At 71.3% G+C, this 16,202-nt stretch carries 15 protein-coding genes; 6 read left to right on the top strand and 9 right to left on the bottom strand.

The features are described from left to right. Positions 1–2,949, top strand: a complete 2,949-nt coding sequence (locus D0Z08_RS25830) for an ATP-binding protein (RefSeq protein WP_118928164.1) — start codon at positions 1–3, stop codon at positions 2,947–2,949. Here the strand turns inward: D0Z08_RS25830 and D0Z08_RS25825 are convergent. Genes D0Z08_RS25825 through D0Z08_RS25785 form a run of 9 tightly spaced genes read right to left on the bottom strand, consistent with a single transcriptional unit; the run spans position 2,934 to position 11,104 of the window. Continuing rightward, positions 2,934–3,470 carry a TetR/AcrR family transcriptional regulator gene (locus tag D0Z08_RS25825; protein WP_118928163.1) on the bottom strand — a complete coding sequence of 179 codons (537 nt, stop codon included), beginning with the start codon at positions 3,468–3,470 and terminating at the stop codon, positions 2,934–2,936. The two genes, D0Z08_RS25830 and D0Z08_RS25825, sit on opposite strands and share 16 nt — an antisense overlap. A gap of 43 nt (positions 3,471–3,513) precedes the next feature. Then, positions 3,514–4,485 (bottom strand): trypsin-like serine peptidase, encoded by a 972-nt coding sequence (locus tag D0Z08_RS25820; protein ID WP_118928162.1) that lies wholly within the window; start codon positions 4,483–4,485, stop codon positions 3,514–3,516. A gap of 25 nt (positions 4,486–4,510) precedes the next feature. Beyond that, positions 4,511–5,182: a flavin reductase family protein gene (locus D0Z08_RS25815; RefSeq protein ID WP_245994503.1), complete on the bottom strand. Its 672-nt coding sequence runs from the start codon at positions 5,180–5,182 to the stop codon at positions 4,511–4,513. A gap of 19 nt (positions 5,183–5,201) precedes the next feature. Beyond that, positions 5,202–6,101, bottom strand: coding sequence for an iron-dependent extradiol dioxygenase HsaC (gene hsaC / locus D0Z08_RS25810; protein ID WP_118928161.1), 900 nt, complete (start codon positions 6,099–6,101; stop codon positions 5,202–5,204). Beyond that, positions 6,098–6,991 (bottom strand): 4,5:9,10-diseco-3-hydroxy-5,9,17-trioxoandrosta-1(10),2-diene-4-oate hydrolase, encoded by an 894-nt coding sequence (hsaD, locus tag D0Z08_RS25805; protein WP_220454350.1) that lies wholly within the window; start codon positions 6,989–6,991, stop codon positions 6,098–6,100. Before hsaD ends, hsaC begins: the two co-directional genes overlap by 4 nt. A 5-nt stretch (positions 6,992–6,996) precedes the next feature. After that, complete coding sequence (gene hsaA / locus D0Z08_RS25800) at positions 6,997–8,178, bottom strand: 3-hydroxy-9,10-secoandrosta-1,3,5(10)-triene-9,17-dione monooxygenase oxygenase subunit (RefSeq protein WP_118928160.1); 1,182 nt, start codon at positions 8,176–8,178, stop codon at positions 6,997–6,999. A 58-nt stretch (positions 8,179–8,236) separates the two neighbouring features. Then, the gene (gene dmpG / locus D0Z08_RS25795) at positions 8,237–9,376 is read right to left on the bottom strand and encodes a 4-hydroxy-2-oxovalerate aldolase (protein WP_118928159.1); all 1,140 of its coding nucleotides are present in this window, start codon (positions 9,374–9,376) and stop codon (positions 8,237–8,239) included. A 1-nt stretch (position 9,377) separates the two neighbouring features. Further along, complete coding sequence (locus D0Z08_RS25790; RefSeq protein ID WP_118928226.1) at positions 9,378–10,292, bottom strand: acetaldehyde dehydrogenase (acetylating); 915 nt, start codon at positions 10,290–10,292, stop codon at positions 9,378–9,380. A gap of 5 nt (positions 10,293–10,297) precedes the next feature. Then, a complete protein-coding gene (locus tag D0Z08_RS25785) occupies positions 10,298–11,104 on the bottom strand; it encodes a 2-keto-4-pentenoate hydratase (RefSeq protein ID WP_220454349.1) in 807 nt (268 codons plus the stop codon). Between the two features lie 34 nt (positions 11,105–11,138). On the opposite strand from D0Z08_RS25785, the gene kstD reads away from it, so the two are divergent. Genes kstD through D0Z08_RS25760 form a run of 5 tightly spaced genes read left to right on the top strand, consistent with a single transcriptional unit; the run spans position 11,139 to position 16,180 of the window. Beyond that, positions 11,139–12,839, top strand: a complete 1,701-nt coding sequence (gene kstD, locus D0Z08_RS25780) for a 3-oxosteroid 1-dehydrogenase (RefSeq protein WP_182481493.1) — start codon at positions 11,139–11,141, stop codon at positions 12,837–12,839. Then, positions 12,839–13,732, top strand: a complete 894-nt coding sequence (locus tag D0Z08_RS25775; protein ID WP_118928157.1) for a MaoC/PaaZ C-terminal domain-containing protein — start codon at positions 12,839–12,841, stop codon at positions 13,730–13,732. The genes kstD and D0Z08_RS25775 overlap by 1 nt, the downstream gene beginning before the upstream one ends. 26 nt (positions 13,733–13,758) lie before the next feature. Then, positions 13,759–14,508 carry a phosphatase PAP2 family protein gene (locus tag D0Z08_RS25770; RefSeq protein WP_118928156.1) on the top strand — a complete coding sequence of 250 codons (750 nt, stop codon included), beginning with the start codon at positions 13,759–13,761 and terminating at the stop codon, positions 14,506–14,508. Between the two features lie 10 nt (positions 14,509–14,518). Then, positions 14,519–14,959 (top strand): OsmC family peroxiredoxin, encoded by a 441-nt coding sequence (locus D0Z08_RS25765; protein WP_118928155.1) that lies wholly within the window; start codon positions 14,519–14,521, stop codon positions 14,957–14,959. A 24-nt stretch (positions 14,960–14,983) separates the two neighbouring features. Then, a complete protein-coding gene (locus tag D0Z08_RS25760; protein ID WP_118928154.1) occupies positions 14,984–16,180 on the top strand; it encodes a DUF480 domain-containing protein in 1,197 nt (398 codons plus the stop codon). Positions 16,181–16,202: the final 22 nt, after the last annotated feature.

The raw sequence follows: 16,202 nt of genomic DNA, 5'->3' as shown, positions 1-16,202 counted from the left end.
ATGGGTGGTCGGCTCGTCGGTCGGGAACCAGTGCTGGCGCTCGCCGCCGGCGCTCTCGACGACGCGCTCGCTGGTGCCGGCCGGTTGCTGTTGGTAGCCGGCGATCCCGGCATCGGCAAGACCGCGCTCGCCCGGGAGGTCGGCGCGATCGCCCGCACCAGGGGCGCGCGGGTCGTCTGGGCGTCCTGCCCACCGGGCGGCGGGGCGCCGGCGTACTGGCCGTGGACCCAGGTGCTGCGGCCACTCGGTGACCGGACCCGGCGCGCGGCCGTGCTGCTCGGAGGCAGCGCCCCGGACGACGCGACGGCACGCTTCGAGCTCCACGAGAGCGTCATCGAGGCGCTCGGCGAGCTCGCGGGCGACGCCGGCGCTGTGGTCGTCCTCGACGACCTGCAGTGGGCGGACCAACCGTCCCTCGAGCTCCTCGACGCGGCCTCCCGGCAGATCGGCGCGCACCGGCTTCTCGTGCTCGGGACCTACCGAGACCTCGAGGCTCCCGCGACTCTCGACCGGCTCGCCGCGAACGCGGAGGGCATCACCCTGGGCGGCCTCGACAGCGCCGCCGTGAGCGGGCTCGTCACGACGATCACCGGTACGGCGGTGCCCGGGGCCGATGCCGACCAGCTGCGGTCCCGGACGGCGGGGAATCCGCTGTTCGTGCGCGAGCTGGCGCGGCTGCTGGTCGCCCGGGGCACGGGTACCACGGACCGGAGTGCGCTCCCGGCGACGGTGGCCGACACCCTTCGGCAACGACTGACCGGCCTGACCACGCCGTGTCGCGACCTGTTGGCGACCGTCGCGATCGCGGACACGGCCGACATCGCCCTGTTGGCGGACGCGGCCCGGCTGCCCCGCGAGGAGGTCGCCGACCTGCTCACGGAGGCACGGATGGCCCGGGTGCTCGTGGAGGCTGAGCAGGACCGGCCGTTCGTCCACGACCTCTACCGCGAGACGGTGCTCGCCGACCTGTCGCCGGACGACCGGCGCCGCCGCCACGGAGCGGTGGCGGCGGCCTGGATCCGGTGCTCGGCCGGCGACGGCAGGGCACCCGCGGCGCGGATCGCGGCCCATCTGGCTGCGGCCCTCCCCCGGCCGGCTGCCGGCGAGGCGGTGCCGGGCGCCGAGCTCGCGGTCGACTGGCTGACCCGCGCCGCCGCCGAGGCCACGGCACGCTTGGGGCACGAGGAAGCGGTCCGGCTCTACCGCCGTGCCCTGGCACTGACCGATCGCGCCGATCCGGCGCTGCTGCTCGCGCTGGCCGACGCTGAGCTGCGCGCGGGCGATCCGGCCGCGCGCGACACGTACGTGGCCGCTGCCCAGGCCGCACGCGACGTCGACGACCGAGGCGCGCTCACCGCCGCTGCCCTCGGGCTCCACGAGGTCGGGGCGCGCGGCGACCACGACGCCCAGGTCCGGCTGCTCGAGGAGGCAGTGGGACTCGCTCGGCACGGCACCTCCGAGCGGGCGCTGCTGCTCGCCGCGCTGGCGCGGGAGCTGCGGCACGCCGGCGGGCCTGCGACCCGGTGGCAGGAGACGGCGCAGCAGGCCGTCCGCACCGCGCGCGAGCTCGACACCCCCCGGGTGCTCGCCACCTGCCTGCTCGCCCTGCACGACGCGCTGTGGACACCGGGGACTGCGGACGCCCGGCTTCTCGTCATCGACGACATGGCGGGCGCAGCCGCGGCCGCCGGGGACGACGAGCTGACCGCCCAGGCCCGGGTGCTGCGCGCGGCCTGTCTCCTGGAGAAGAACGACCGCCGCGGCCTCGTGGAGCTCGCGCAGTACTGCCAGCAGGTGGAAGACCTCGGCCACGCCCGCGGCCGGTGGGAGGCGCTGAGCAGGAAGGCGACCCTCGGACTCGTCACCGGGTCCGTCGAGGAGGCGGTCTCATCGTCCGTCGCCGCGTTGGAGCTCGGTCTGCGGATCGGGGTGCCGGACGCCGCCGGCGTCCACGGCACCCAGCGGTGGCCGCTCTCGCTCTTCGCCGGCGACCGGATGGCGATGCTCGACACGATGACCGAGATCGACCTGATCCCGATGCGCGACGCGTTCACGGCCGCCGCACTGCGGACCGAGGGCGACGCCGAGCATGCCCGCCGGATCGCGCTCACGCTGTCCCTCGACGTGCTACTGGTGGAGAAGTACGACCTCGAGTTCGACGCCCTCGCGGCGGAGGCCCTCGCCGCCGGCGGACGCAACCCGGAGACCGAGCGGTGCTACGACCACCTGCTGCCGTACGCCGGGACGAATGTCGTGGTCGGAGGGTGCGCGTCGTTCTGGGGTCCGGTCGACCTGTACCTCGGTCATCTCGCCGTCGCCCTCGGCGACCCCGACGGCGCGCGAGACCACTACGCCGCCGCTGCCGCGATGTCGGCCGCGCTGGGATGCCCCCGCTGGCAGGGCTTCGCCACCGGCCTCCGCGACTCGATCGGGCCCGCCGCGCCGGACCTTCCACGGTTCGTGCGCTCCGGCGAGGTGTGGACGCTCTCCTGGCAGGGCCGCGTCGGACACGTGCCGGACAGCAAGGGTGTCCGGGACCTGGCCCACCTCCTGGGCTGCAGCGGCCAGGAGGTGGCGGCCACCGAGCTGATGGGTCACCGGCCCGTGGCGGGGGCGGACCCCGTCCTGGACGACGTGGCCAAGGCGGCGTTCCGACGCCGGCTGGTCGACCTGGACGCGGAGATCGCGGACGCTGAGGCCGACCACGACGACTTCCGCGCCGAGCGTGCCCGCGACGAACGGTCCGCGCTCGTCGAGGCACTGGCAGCGGCCGTCGGGCTCGGTGGTCGGGACCGCCGGCTCGGGGACGACGCCGAGCGGGCCAGGAAGGCGGTCACAGCGCGGATCCGCGACGCCGTACGGCGGATCTCCGAGGTGCATCCCGACCTCGCTGCCCACCTCGACGAGACGGTGCAGACCGGATCGTGGTGCGTCTACCGGCCGGGATGAGTCGAACGGTCCCGCCGGGCGGACCGGCGTACGACGCCGCCGACGCCCCGCCGCGGTCGCCTCCGTGGGACCTCGTCGAGGAGACCGACCTCGTCGAAGTCGGACGGCTCACCGAGATCGGCGAAGTCCTCGTCCTCGTCGACCACGAGGTTGCTGAACACCCCGTCGGGGCCCTGCATGACGGCGAGCACGCCGGGCGCGGTCATCGACACCACGTCGTCCCGGGATGCCGACGCGATCGGCTCGAGCTCGAGCAGGTAGCGCATCGTCGCCATCCCGAACAGCTGGGAGACGACAAGCTCCCACTTCATCGTGGAGATGGGCCGGGTGCCACGGCGCATCAGCGGCAGCAGCAGCGCCCGGTTCAGCCAGCGGAGGATGCGCGGCGCGTCGTCGCCGGACTGGGACGACCGCGCGACGATCCGCAGCATCCGGTCGCGGGTCCGCGGGTGCTCGCACAGGACGAGGAACCGACGCACCAGCTGGATGGCGAAGTCTTCGGTCGGGTCCAGGCTGCGCATAGCAGGACCGATGGTGCCAGTTGCAGGGGCGAACCGGTGTCGATCAGCGATTGGCCGCGCGGATCATGCGACGGATCTCACGCGGGATCGGAGTCGCGAGGAGCACCGGACGCGCGAGCAGCCGGCGGGAGGTGACCGCCCAGATCCGGCCGGTGTTGACGGTCCGGCCGCGCGGCAGGAGCCACGGGCCGCCGCTGGCGCCGCCCGTCAGGTCGCACTCGCGCATCGCCGCGTCGGACGTGCCCTCGAAGCGAGTAGTGCGGCCGTCGCAGCGACGCGCGGTCTCTCCGTCGTACGGCGACTGCGCGGGCCAGCCCCAGATCCGCACGCCCCAGTGCCGCGGCCGCTTGCCCCAGACGACCTCGTTGCCGCCCACCCGGTCCACCAGCCGGCGACCGTCGCGCCGCTTGAACGAGATGATCGCCTGGTCGTAGCGGTACGCCTCGCGCTCGATCCAGCCGTTGAACGCGTACGCGTTGTTGGCGACCCACCGACCCAGAGGCGCCCGCCCCTTGCGATAGCGCGGAACGAACACCCAGTGGCTGTAGAAGTGGGGCCGTTGGAGCAGGCCGACGTTGGGCCCGGTGTGCACGCAGTGCCCGGCGGTGATGACCTGGTTGCGCCTCTTGGTCTTGATCGCCGCCGCCGAGCAGACGGCGTCGCCGCCGTCGACCCGGAAGAAGAGCTTGCCGGCGGTGCGTGGCACACGGACGCCCCGCTGCGCGGTGCGCTGCTGGTCACGGGCCTGCGTGTCGCCGTACGTCGTCGAGCCGCCGAGGCTGGGCAGCAGCTCCTCGATCGGGACGGCCGCAGCCATCCGCTCCGGCGTCCAGTAGCGGCGGATCTCCCGGGCGCGGTCCATCGCCTGAGGCGCTGCAACGACGTCGGTGTCACTCGAGCCGACCACGCTCGGCGCGGTCGCTCCTGGCGCGGCGCTCGTCGGCGTCGTGCCGACCAGCGTCCCGGTGACGAGCGTGCCGACGGCGAGCAGAGCGACTCGGTGAACAACCCCCATGTCCGTCGACAATACCTAGTCGCGCTCACGACTCCGTCGTGCGGTAGCGGCCGCGGTAGTACAGCAGCGGCTCGGCCACGTCGCCCCCGGTCGTCGCGAGGTGCTCGACCCTGCCGATCACGACGAAGTGGTCGCCGCTCTCGTGGACCGTCTGGATCGTGCAGTCGAGGTGCGCGAGCGTGCCCTCGAGCACGGGCGATCCGGTCACCTCGGCCGGGTGCCACGGGATCCCGGCGAACTTGTCGGTCCCCTTGGTCGCCATCTGCGCCGAGACGTGCTCCTGGTCCGCAGCCAGGACGTTGACGCAGAACCGCCCGCTGCGCTGGATCAGCGGCCACGCGCGCGACGACTTCGCCGGCACGAACAAGACGAGCGGCGGGTCGAGGGACACGCTGGAGAACGACTGGCAGGTCATGCCGACCGGCTGACCGTTGCTGATCGTGGTGACGACGGTGATGCCCGAGGCGTAGGTGCCCAGCACGTCGCGGAAGCGCCGCGCTGCCGCCCGCGCCTCCGGGTCGTCGTGGACGGCGACGCCCTCGCCGGGACGGAACTCGAAGTCGATCTCGGCGTCGCCCAGCCAGGAGTCGATCAGGGCGGGGTGCGGCCACGTGTCCCGGGCGTCGGGGCTCATCCCCTCGGGGATGTCACCGTCCGGCACCCGGCCATGTGTGGGGTGGGACGACTCGGCGGGCATGCTGGCCACGGTAGCGATCTCAGCTTCCGCCGCCGAAGTCGTGGCCCCAGTACGAGACGGCCGTCGACTCCCGGGCCACCCACTTGCTGTCCTCCACACGCAGGCCCTCGGTGCCGAGCTCGATGTCGAATCCGCCGGGCGACCTCACGTAGAACGAGATCATCTCGTCGTTCATGTGCCGCCCGAGCGTCGCCGACAGCTTGGCGCCGTGCTTGCGCACCCGCTCCAGCGCGCGGCCCACGTGGTCGAGCTCGTCGACCTCCAGCATGATGTGCACGCACTTGGAGGGGTTCGGCATCGGCAGGAACGCGAGCGAGTGGTGGCGCGGGTTGACGCCCAGGAATCGCAGCCAGACCTTGCTGCCGGGCTCCTTGCCGACGAACTCCCCCGGCATGCTCATCGAGTCACGGAGCCGGAACCCGAGCACCTCGGTGTAGAAGCGCAGCGCCTCGACGTCGTCGAGCACGGGTACGACGAGGTGCCCCATGCCCTGGTCGCCGGTCACGAACGTCGCGGCGTACGGCGTCACGACCGGTCGCGACTCGTAGGTGATGCCGTGGAACAGCTCGAACACGTTGTCCCACGGGTCGCGGAACCGGACGAGCTCCTGGACCCGTCGGTCGTCGAGCTCCTCCTTGGTCCCCTCCTCGAACTCGACGCCCGCCTTCTGCAGGTGCTCGCGGGCGGCCTGGAGCGCTTGGTGGTCGGCGACCTCCCAGCCCGAGCAGGCGAGCTGGTCGACGTCAGCGGGGAAGACGACGAGCCGGGCGGAGACCTCGTCGATCCGCCAGTACTGGTGGTCCGGGTTGGGCCCGCGCCCCTCGGCCAGGCCGAGCACCTTGCCGGCGAACTTCTTCCAGGCCTCCAGGTCGGTGCTGGCGACCCGGACGTAGCCCATGGACTTGATGTCGATCGTCACTTCTTGGTCCTCTCGACATGGCGGTTGAGGAACTGCAGGGCGACCTCGCGGAACTCGTCGGCCGCCTCGATCTGCGCCCAGTGCCCGCACCGCGGGAACACGTGGAGCTGAGCCTTGGGGATCAGCTTGAGCGCGACCATGGCGCCGTCGAGCGGGTTGACCCGGTCCTCGCGACCCCACGTGAGCAGGGTGTGGTGGCGGACCCGGTGGGCCTCCCGCCACAGCATCCCGTCCTCGGCGGTCTCGGGGTTCCAGAACGACATGCCCATCGAGCGCATCGCGTCCTGGGCGCCGGGAGCGGTCGCGTCAGCGAACCGCTCCTCCACCAGCTCGTCGGTGACCAGGTCCTGGTTGACGACCATCGTCGAGATAAAGGCGCGCAGCGTCTCCCTCGTCGGGTTCGCGCCGAAGTCCATCAACCGCTGCACGCCCTCGGTCGGGTCGGCGTGGAACAGGTTGAGCGACAGGCCACCCGGACCCATCATGATCAGCCGCCCGACCCGGTCCGGGTAGGACAGCGCCAGCCGCATCGCCGTACCGCCGCCGAGGCTGTTGCCGAGCAGGTGCACCTTCTCCAGGCCGAGCTCGTCGAGCAGCGCCACGACCGCGTCGGCGGAGAACCGGTAGTAGTTGCCCACGACCGGGGGCTTGTCGGAGGCGCCGAAGCCGGGCTGGTCGACGAGCAGGGTGCGGTACTCGGTAGCGAAACCGGGCAGCGCACTGCCGAAGTTCGACCAGGCGGACGCGCCGGGCCCGCCGCCGTGCAGCATCACCAGTGGCAGGCGCCCCTCTCCTGCGCCCGCCTCGTAGTAGTTGAGGGTGATCTCGCCGGCCGCCTCGGTCTTCACCTGGGCGGTACGGCGCGTGCTCTCCTTGGAGTAGTCAGTCACGGAGATCAGTACATCCCCGGGTCGACCTTGTGCCCGAACTGCTGGGCGCCGTACATCTGGAGTGCCCGCTCGGGGTCGTTGGCAGCGTGCACGCGGCCGGCGTGCGCGTCGCGCCACGCCCGCTGGAGGTAGGTGCCCTCGGCGAGCGCGCGACCGCCGGACGCCTCGAAGAGGGAGTCGATTGCCTCGATGGCGCGGGCGGTGCCGAGCACCTGGTCGCGACGGACGCGGAGCCTCAGCTCGAGCGGGATCTGCTCGCCGCGGGCGACGAGCTCCTGCTCCTCGCGGAGGTTGTTCATGAGCAGCGCCCAGGCCGCGTCGATCTCCGACGACGAGCGCGCGATGCGCACCGCGGCGAACGGGTCGAGCGAGGCCTTCTCACCGAGGTACGCCGCACGGACCCGCTTCTGCTGCATCTCGACGTGCTCGGCGTACGCGCCCTTGGCCATGCCGATGATCGGCGTGGCGATGGTGCTGGTGAAGATCGAGTGGAACGGGAGCTTGTAGAGGTCGCTGGTGTTGACCGCCTGGCCCGGACCCTTGCACTGCCCGGTCTCCCCCATCGACAGCGTGAACGCCTCGGGGATGAACGTCTCCTCGACGACGATGTCGTTGGAGCCGGTGCCGCGGAGGCCGACGACGTTCCAGACGTCGACGATCTGGTACTTCTCCCGCGGGACCATGAACGTGCGGAAGTCGACGACCTGGCCCTCCTCGTTGAACACCAGGCCGCCGAGCAGCACCCAGCTGCAGTGGTCGCAGCCGGAGGAGAAGCTCCACTTGCCGGAGAGCTTGAAGCCGCCCTCGGTGAGCACGGCCTTGCCGGTCGGGGCGTACGACGAGCTGAGCCGGACGTTCTGGTCGTCACCCCACACGGCCTGCTGGGCCTCGTCGTCGAAGAGCGCCACCTGCCACGGGTGGACGCCGACCACGCTCGACACCCAGCCGGTCGACCCGTCCGCCGAGGCGATGTCGCGCACGGCGGTGTAGAAGTCGATCGGGTCCGCCTCGAAGCCGCCGTACCGCTTCGGCTGCAGCAGCCGGAAGAAGCCGGTCTCCTCGAGCTCCTTGATCGACGCCTCGGGTACGACGCGCAGTCGCTCGCCCTCGTCGGCACGGTCGCGGAACGTGGGAAGCAGGTCGCGCACACCGTCGAGGGCGGACTGGACCTCGGGGCTTCGATTCATCTGGGAGCTCCTGTCAGAAGTTCGGTACAGCCAATACTAGAACACGTTCTACTTTTCGTCACGCATTCACTGCTTCGTTGGTCGAGGAGGTCGCGCTGGCGACCGTCTCGAGACCCTTGGCCTTCAACATCAGGGCGATGTCGATGAGCTGGTCCTCCTGGCCGCCGATGAGGTTGCGGTTGCCGGCCTCGAGGAGGATCTGGGCGCCGGAGACGCCGTAGCGTTCGGCGGCGTTGCCGGCGTGCTTGAGGAAGCTGGAGTAGACCCCGGCGTAGCCCATCATCAGGGTCATCCGGTCCAGCTGGCACTCCTCGGGCATCGCGGGTTTGATGACGTCCTCGGAGGCGTCGACGATCTTGAGGAAGTCGACCCCGGTGGTCCAGCCGAGCTTGTCGGCGACCCCGATGAACGCCTCCAGCGGCGTGTTCCCGGCACCGGCACCGAACCGGCGCACCGACCCGTCGATCTGGGTGGCACCGGCGCGGGCGGCGATCACGGTGTTCGCGACGCCGAGGCCGAGGTTCTCGTGGCCGTGGAACCCGACATCGGCCTGGCCGCCGATCTCGGCCACGACCGCGGAGACCCGGTCGGCGGTCTGCTCCATGATCAACGCACCCGCGGAGTCCACCACGTAGACGCACTGACAGCCGGCGTCGACCATGACCCGCGCCTGCTTCGCGAGCACCTCGGGGGGCTGGGTGTGGCTCATCATCAGGAACCCGACGGTCTCCAGGCCCAGCTCGCGGGCCAGCCCGAAGTGCTGGATCGACACGTCCGCCTCGGTGCAGTGGGTCGCGATCCGGCAGATCTGCCCGCCGTTGTCCTGAGCGGCGCGGATGTCGTCCTTGGTGCCGACACCCGGCAGCATCAGGAACGCGATCTTGGCGCGCTTCGCGGTCTCGGCCGCGATCTTGATCAGCTCCTGCTCCGGGGTCCTGGAGAACCCGTAGTTGAAGCTGGACCCGCCCAACCCGTCGCCGTGGGTCACCTCGATCACCGGGATCCCGGACTCGTCGAGGGCCTCGACGATGTCGTGCACCTCCTGCGCCGTGAACTGGTGGCGCTTGTGGTGCGACCCGTCACGGAGGCAGGTGTCTGTCAGCCGGAGGTCGAGCTTGCCGAAGGGCTCGTCGCCGTGGATCCCGGACCAGGTCCGCTCGAGGTGGTCCCGCTGATCGAGCTTGTCGAGATCTGTCATGTCAGTTGGCTCCCAGCAGGTTGCGCGCGATGTGCTGACCCACCTGGGTCGCGGCGGCGGTCATGATGTCGAGGTTCCCGGAGTACGGCGGCAGGTAGTCGCCCGCGCCCTCGACCTCGACGAAGATCGAGACCCGGCGCATCCCTTTGGTGAAGTCGGAGGGCCCGTCGAACTGCGGCTCCTGGAGCAGCCGGTAGCCCGGGACGTACTCCTGGACCGAGGCCTCCATCTGGTGGATCGACTCGGCGATCGCATCGGTGTCCGCGTCGGGATCGACCGCGCAGAAGATCGTGTCGCGCATGATCATCGGCGGCTCGGCGGGGTTGAGGATGATGATCGCCTTGCCCCGCTCGGCGCCGCCGATCGTCTCCACGCCCGCCGCGGTGGTGCGGGTGAACTCGTCGATGTTCGCCCGCGTCCCCGGTCCCGCGCTCACGCTGGAGACCGATGCGACGATCTCGGCGTACGACACCGCCGTCACCCGGGAGACCGCGGCGACCATCGGGATCGTCGCCTGGCCGCCGCAGGTGATCATGTTGACGTTCGGAGCGGCGACGTGTTCCTCGCCGTTGACCGGGGGGATGACGGCCGGGCCGACCGACGCAGGCGTCAGGTCGACCGCCCGGATGCCGGCTTCCGCGTAGCGGGGCGCGTACTCACGGTGGACGTAGGCCGAGGTCGCCTCGAACAACAGGTCCGGCAGCTCGTCCTGCTTCAACAACCAGTCCACACCCTCGTGCGTGGACACCAACCCCTGGTCGGCGGCGAGCTTGAGCCCCTCGCTGGCCGGGTCGACGCCGATCATCCACCGCGGCTCGATCATTCCGTTTTCTTGGCCAGAACGCAGCAGCTTGTACATCAGGTCGGTCCCGATGTTGCCGGGACCGACGATGGCGGCGGTTGCCTTCTTGCTCATGTCGTTCACTCCTCGAACTCCACGACCAGCGGTTCGAAACCGCTGATCAACGCCGCCACCCGGTCACCCGGGGCGAACGGCACGAACGGGCCCAGGGCCCCGGACAGGATCAGGTGGCCCGCGCGCAGCGGGTCTCCGAAGCGCCACGCCTGGACGGCAAGCCAGCGCAGCGCCTCGAGCGGGTCACCGAGGCAGGCGGCGCCGGTGCCGGCCGACCGCTCCTCGTCGTTGATGGTGAGCGACATGGTGACGTCACGCGGCTCGAAGTCGTCGAGCTTGCGTCCCTCGCGGCCGACGACGTACAGACCACTCGACGCGTTGTCGGCGACGGTGTCGGTGAACCCGATCTTCCAGTCGGCGATCCGGGAGTCGACGATCTCGAGGGCAGGGAGCGCGACGTCCACCGCGGCCCGTACCGCCTCCAGGGAGATGTCGGCCTCGTCGTCCGGATCGATGTCGCTCGCGAGAACGAATGCGACCTCGGCCTCGACCCGCGGCTGCAGCAGGGTGCGCATCGAGATCGGGTCGCCGTCAACACCGTCGCTGACGTCCATGTCGCTCAGCAGGTAGCCGAAGTCGGGCTGGTCCACCCCGAGCTGACGCTGGACGGCCTCCGACGTGGCGCCGATCTTGCGGCCGACGACGGTCACGCCCGTGGCCAGCCTGGCCTGCACGAGGCCCTGCTGGACCGCGTAGGCGGCGGCCAGGTCGTCGGTGCCGATAAGGTCCCGCACCGGCGCACACGGGACCCGCGTTTCCTGCGCGCGGGCGAGGCGCTCGACAGCGGCCGAGATCACGTCGTGGGAGGTCACACGGCAATACTAGAACCTGTTACAGTTTCTCGCCATGACGGGTCGTACGACGGGCAGCTTGCCCGCCGAGGTTGATGTGGTCGTAGTCGGTGCCGGCGGCGCGGGGATGAGCGCTGCCCTGGCAGCCGGCCGCCGCGGCCTCGACACGATCCTGGTGGAGAAGAGCGCCTACTTCGGCGGCTCGACGGCGCGCAGCGGCGGCGGGGTCTGGATCCCGGGGAACGACGCCCTCAGGGACGCGGGTCAAGTCTCCGAGGACGATCTCGAGCAGACCAAGCTGTACCTCGACAGCATCGTGGGGGACGCCGTGCCGAAGCAGAAGCGCGACACCTTCCTCGACCGCGGGCCCGAGGTGATGGACTTCATCAAGGCCAACACACCGGTGCGGTTCCGCTGGGTCCCGGAGTACGCCGACTACCACCCCGAGGCGCCAGGAGGCCGGGCCCGCGGGCGGACCGTCGAGCCGGTGCCCCTGGACGCCCGGTTCCTCGGCGACGAGCTCGACCGGCTGCACCCGCCGTACACGAAGGCGCCGGCGAACCTGATCGTCACGCAGGCCGACTACCGCAAGATCAGCCTCGGCATGCGCACCATCAAGGGCCCGATCACGATGCTCCTGGTGATGGTCCGGCGGCTGTGGTCGATCCTGCTCCGACGCCGGATGTACGCCATGGGCAACGCGATCTCGATCGGCCTGCGCAAGGGCCTGATCGACGCCGGCGTGCCCGTGCACTACGAGACCGAGCTCAAGGACCTGGTCCTCGAGGACGGCCGCGTGGTGGGCGTCCGGGTGTCGCGGGACGGCGAGGAGCAGGTGGTCCGCGCACGGAAGGGCGTGGTCATCGGCTCGGGTGGGTTCGAGCGCAACCTCGAGATGCGCGAGAAGTACCAGCCCCAGCCGACCTCGGTCGACTGGACGACCGGGTCGGAGTTCAACACCGGCGGCGGCATCCTCGCCGGCATTGCGGCCGGCGCCGAGATCGACCTGATGGACGACGCCTGGTGGGGTCCGACGATCCCGCTGCCGGGTCGGCCGTGGTTCTGCCTGGCCGAGCGCAACCTGCCGGGCTCGATCATCGTCAACCAGGCCGGCCAGCGGTTCATGAACGAGGCGCTGCCGTACGTCGAGGCGACCCACGCGATCTACGAGGGCGAGGCCACCGGCGTCGGCCACGTCCCGAGCTGGATGATCATCGACCAGCGCTACCGCAACCGCTACCTGTTCGCCGGCCTCGGCCCGCGGCAGCCGTTCCCGGGGCGCTGGCTCAAGGAGGGCGTCGTGCGCAAGGCGTCGACCATCGCGGAGCTGGCCGAGGCGATCGACGTACCGGTCGACACCCTCACGGCGACGGTCGAGCGCTTCAACGGGTTCGCCGAAGCCGGTGTCGACGAGGACTTCCACCGCGGCGAGTCGGCGTACGACAAGTACTACTCGGACCCGACCGTGAAGCCGAACCCGTCGCTGCACGCCATCGACCACGCGCCGTTCTACGCCGTGAAGATCGTCCCGGGCGACCTCGGCACCAAGGGTGGTCTCGTCACCGACGAGCGGGCGCGGGTGCTGCGGCACGACGGCTCGGTGATCCCCGGTCTGTACGCCGCGGGCAACGCGTCGTCGGCCGTCATGGGCCACACGTACGCCGGCCCCGGGGCCACGATCGGACCGGCCCTGGTGTTCGGCTACCTTGCCGTCGAAGACCTGGTTTCGACAAGCTCAACGACCGGGAGTGCCTGATGCCCATCGACCCGTCCGTCGCGATCGGCGCCGACCTCGGCTCCCGTGAGTTCTCGTGGACCGAGAGCGACGTGCTCCTCTACCACCTCGGCATCGGCGCGGGCTCGCGCAAGGGCGACAACGTCTCCCCCGCCGCGCTCCGGTACACGCTCGACGGCCCGGCGCTCCAGGTGCTGCCGTCGTTCGGCGTGGTCGTCCCCACGTTCCACGAGACCGACCCGCCGCCCCTCGACCTGCCCGGGTGCGACATCAACCTGGCCCAGGTGGTCCACGGGTCGCAGTCGATCTCGGTGTCCGGCCCGATCCCGACGTCCGGCTCCGCGACCGTCTCGACGACGCTCACCGACATCTGGGACAAGGGCAAGGCGGCCGTCATCTGGCAGGAGAGTGTCGTCGTTGCCCGCACTGAGAACGGAGCGTCGGGTGAAGAGCTGTGGCGGACGACGTCGTCGATCTTCGTCCGGGGTGAGGGCGGCTGGGGCGGAGACCGCGGGTCGTCCGCGCCGGTAGCCGTTCCGGAGCGCGCGGCGGACCACGAGTCGTCGTACGACGTCACGCCGCAGCAGGCCCTGCTCTACCGGCTCTGCGGCGACCGCAACCCGCTGCACGCCGATCCGGACTTCGCCAAGACGGCGGGCTTCCCCGCGCCGATCCTGCACGGCTTGTGCTCCTACGGCATCGTGCTGCGCGAGCTCACCGACGGACTGCTCGGCGGCGACGCGACCCTCGTCCGTGGCTTCGGCGGCCGGTTCACCGGTGTCGTGTTCCCGGGCGAGACGATCCGCGTCCTCGGCTGGCGCGAGGGCGACCGGATCCTCGCCTCGGCCTCGATCGCCGGCGGTGAGCGAGGCGGATCGCCCGTGCTGTCGGACGTCGCAATCGACCTCGCCTGACCCGTTCGCGCCCCTACACTCACCGCATGGGGGGCAGGTCGCACCAGTTCGACGGGTTGCGGTGGGGTGCCGGATTCACGACGGGCGCCGTCACCGTCGCGATCGCGAACGCCATCGCGATCGCGCTCGGCTTCGTCGCCAAGGCCCTGCAGGACCCCGTCGACGAGCCCGTCTTCGGTCGCGTCGACGAGGCCGGCAACACCCAGTGGACCGACGTCCTCGAGACCCTCACCCAGATGGGCAACGTCGCGCAGACCCAGTACCTCGGCGCCGCGCTGGCGGTGGGGCTCGCGATCTGGTTCGCGCTCCAGGGCTGGCGGTGGTGGATGCCGCTCTTCCTCTTCCCGGTCGCCTGGTGGATCGCCCGGCTCTGCCAGCTCACGATCGCCGCGATCGTCGACCGCGACCGGGACGTGGTGAGCCTCATCGGCACCCAGATCGGCGCCTTCCCGTCAGGGGGCTGCGCCCGGATCATGATCATCTCGGGCGCGGCCGTCGTCCTGGCGTCGTACTACGCCGGGCTCTCGCGCCGGACCACGCGATGGCTCTACGTCATCCCGCTCCTCCTCGGGTTGGCCGAGGGCTACTTCCGCACTCGCCTCAACCAGCACTGGTTCACCGACGTGGTCGGCGGGATCCTCTACGGCGGACTGATGCTCGCCGCCCTGGTGAGGACGCTGCGGGCCTTCGACCCCGCCCCGGCCACCGTGGGCCTGGCCCGACCGAGCAGCCGATCCTCGTCCCCGCAGGCTGACGTGCTGGGCGCGAACCCGTAGGTTCGGTGTCATGACCACTCGTACTGCACGCACTGCATGGACCGGCGGACTCCAGGACGGCTCCGGCCAGGTCGAGCTGACCACCTCCGGCGTGGGCACCTTCGACGTCTCCTGGCCCCGGCGCACCGAGGACGCCCAAGGCGTCACTTCGCCCGAGGAGCTCGTGGCGGCCGCCCACTCGTCCTGCTACTCGATGGCGTTCTCCGGTGAGCTCGGTCGCGCCGGAGGCACCCCGCGGTCGCTCGACGTGACCGCGGAGGTCGAGTTCGGGCCGGACCCCGCCGGTGGGTTCCACATCAGCGGCATCAAGCTCACCGTCCGCGGCGAGGTCGAGGGCATCGACGAGGCCACGTTCCTCGACTGCGCCGAGAAGGCGAAGGCGGGGTGCCCGATCAGCAAGGCGCTGGCCAGCGTCCCGAGCATCACTCTCGACGCGGCGCTCGAGGGCTGACGCCCCTTCTCTAGGCTCGGGGCTGTGACCGATCTGCCGGTGCTCAGCGCCGTCGACCAGCGCATCCTCGGGAGCCTCCTGGAGAAGGAGCTCACGGTGCCGGCGTCGTACCCGTTGAGCCTCAACGCCCTCCGGACCGCGTGCAACCAGAGCTCCAGCCGCGACCCGGTGGTGTCGTACGACGACGCGCTCGTCGAGGGCGCGTGCCGCAACCTCAAGGACCGCGGCCTGGTGCGGATCGTGTGGGCGGATCGTGGCCCGCGGACCCTCAAGTACCACCAGGTGCTCGCCGAGGCGCTCGACCTCGGCAGTGACGAGCGGGCACTGCTGACCGTGCTCCTCCTCCGCGGGCCGCAGGCTGCGGGTGAGCTGCGGTCCCGCACCGAGCGCCTGCACGCGTTCCCCGACCGCAGCGACGTCGAGGCGACGCTGGAGCGGATGGCCGCTGCATCTCCCGCGCTGGTGCGGGTGCTGCCGCGCCGGGCCGGCGAGCGCGACCCGCGCTGGGTGCACCTGCTCGGCGACCAGCCGGCCGCCGACGCGGTCGCGCCGGTGGCGGCGACGCCGGAGATCGACCTGACGACCCGCGACGAGCGGGTGCGGTCGTCGTACGACATCGTCGCGGAGGCGTACGCCGACGCGCTGACCGACGAGCTCGACGGACTGCCCTTCGAGCGCTGGCTGCTCGGGCGGATCGTCGACCTCGCCGCCGCTGCGCCCGTGGTCGAGGTGGGCTGCGGCCCGGGCCACGTGACCGCCTATCTCGCCGACCAGGGCGCCAGGTCGACCGGTGTCGACCTGGCGCCCGGGATGGTCGAGCAGGCCCGGGCGCGGTACCCGCAGGCGTCGTACGACGTCGGCGACCTGCGCCGGCTGATGCGCCCTCCGGCCGCGGACGGCTGGGGCGCGGTGCTGGCGTGGTACTCCCTCGTCCACACCACTCCTGCGGAGATGCCCGAGGTGCTCGCGGGTCTGGTGCGGCCGCTCCGGCCGGGTGGCTGGCTGGTCTACGCCGGCCACGCGGGAGGCGGGGTCGTGCATCGCGACGACTGGTTCGACGAGCCGGTCGACCTGGACTTCGTGCTCCAGGAGCCGAAGGACGTCGCTGCGCTCTTCGAGCGGGCGGGGTTGGTCGACGTCGAGTGGTACCGGCGGGCGCCGGTGGCCGCGCGCAACGAGTCGACCGAGCGGGCCTACGTGCTCGGTCGAGCGTCGGGCTGACGGACGCCGAAGGTCGCGCGTG

Source organism: Nocardioides immobilis (assembly GCF_003515065.1).
GTDB classification, from domain to species: domain Bacteria; phylum Actinomycetota; class Actinomycetes; order Propionibacteriales; family Nocardioidaceae; genus Nocardioides; species Nocardioides immobilis.
This window is presented reverse-complemented; position numbering and strand designations above follow the sequence as displayed.

Bases quoted from the DNA above. Each gene is read 5' to 3' on its own strand.
- D0Z08_RS25830 (WP_118928164.1), top strand. From the start codon at position 1: ATGGGTGGTCGGCTCGTCGGTCGGGAACCAGTGCTGGCGCTCGCCGCC.
- D0Z08_RS25825 (WP_118928163.1), bottom strand. From the start codon at position 3,470: ATGCGCAGCCTGGACCCGACCGAAGACTTCGCCATCCAGCTGGTGCGT.
- D0Z08_RS25820 (WP_118928162.1), bottom strand. From the start codon at position 4,485: ATGGGGGTTGTTCACCGAGTCGCTCTGCTCGCCGTCGGCACGCTCGTC.
- D0Z08_RS25815 (WP_245994503.1), bottom strand. From the start codon at position 5,182: ATGCCCGCCGAGTCGTCCCACCCCACACATGGCCGGGTGCCGGACGGT.
- hsaA (WP_118928160.1), bottom strand. From the start codon at position 8,178: ATGAATCGAAGCCCCGAGGTCCAGTCCGCCCTCGACGGTGTGCGCGAC.
- dmpG (WP_118928159.1), bottom strand. From the start codon at position 9,376: ATGACAGATCTCGACAAGCTCGATCAGCGGGACCACCTCGAGCGGACC.
- D0Z08_RS25790 (WP_118928226.1), bottom strand. From the start codon at position 10,292: ATGAGCAAGAAGGCAACCGCCGCCATCGTCGGTCCCGGCAACATCGGG.
- kstD (WP_182481493.1), top strand. From the start codon at position 11,139: ATGACGGGTCGTACGACGGGCAGCTTGCCCGCCGAGGTTGATGTGGTC.
- D0Z08_RS25775 (WP_118928157.1), top strand. From the start codon at position 12,839: ATGCCCATCGACCCGTCCGTCGCGATCGGCGCCGACCTCGGCTCCCGT.
- D0Z08_RS25770 (WP_118928156.1), top strand. From the start codon at position 13,759: ATGGGGGGCAGGTCGCACCAGTTCGACGGGTTGCGGTGGGGTGCCGGA.
- D0Z08_RS25765 (WP_118928155.1), top strand. From the start codon at position 14,519: ATGACCACTCGTACTGCACGCACTGCATGGACCGGCGGACTCCAGGAC.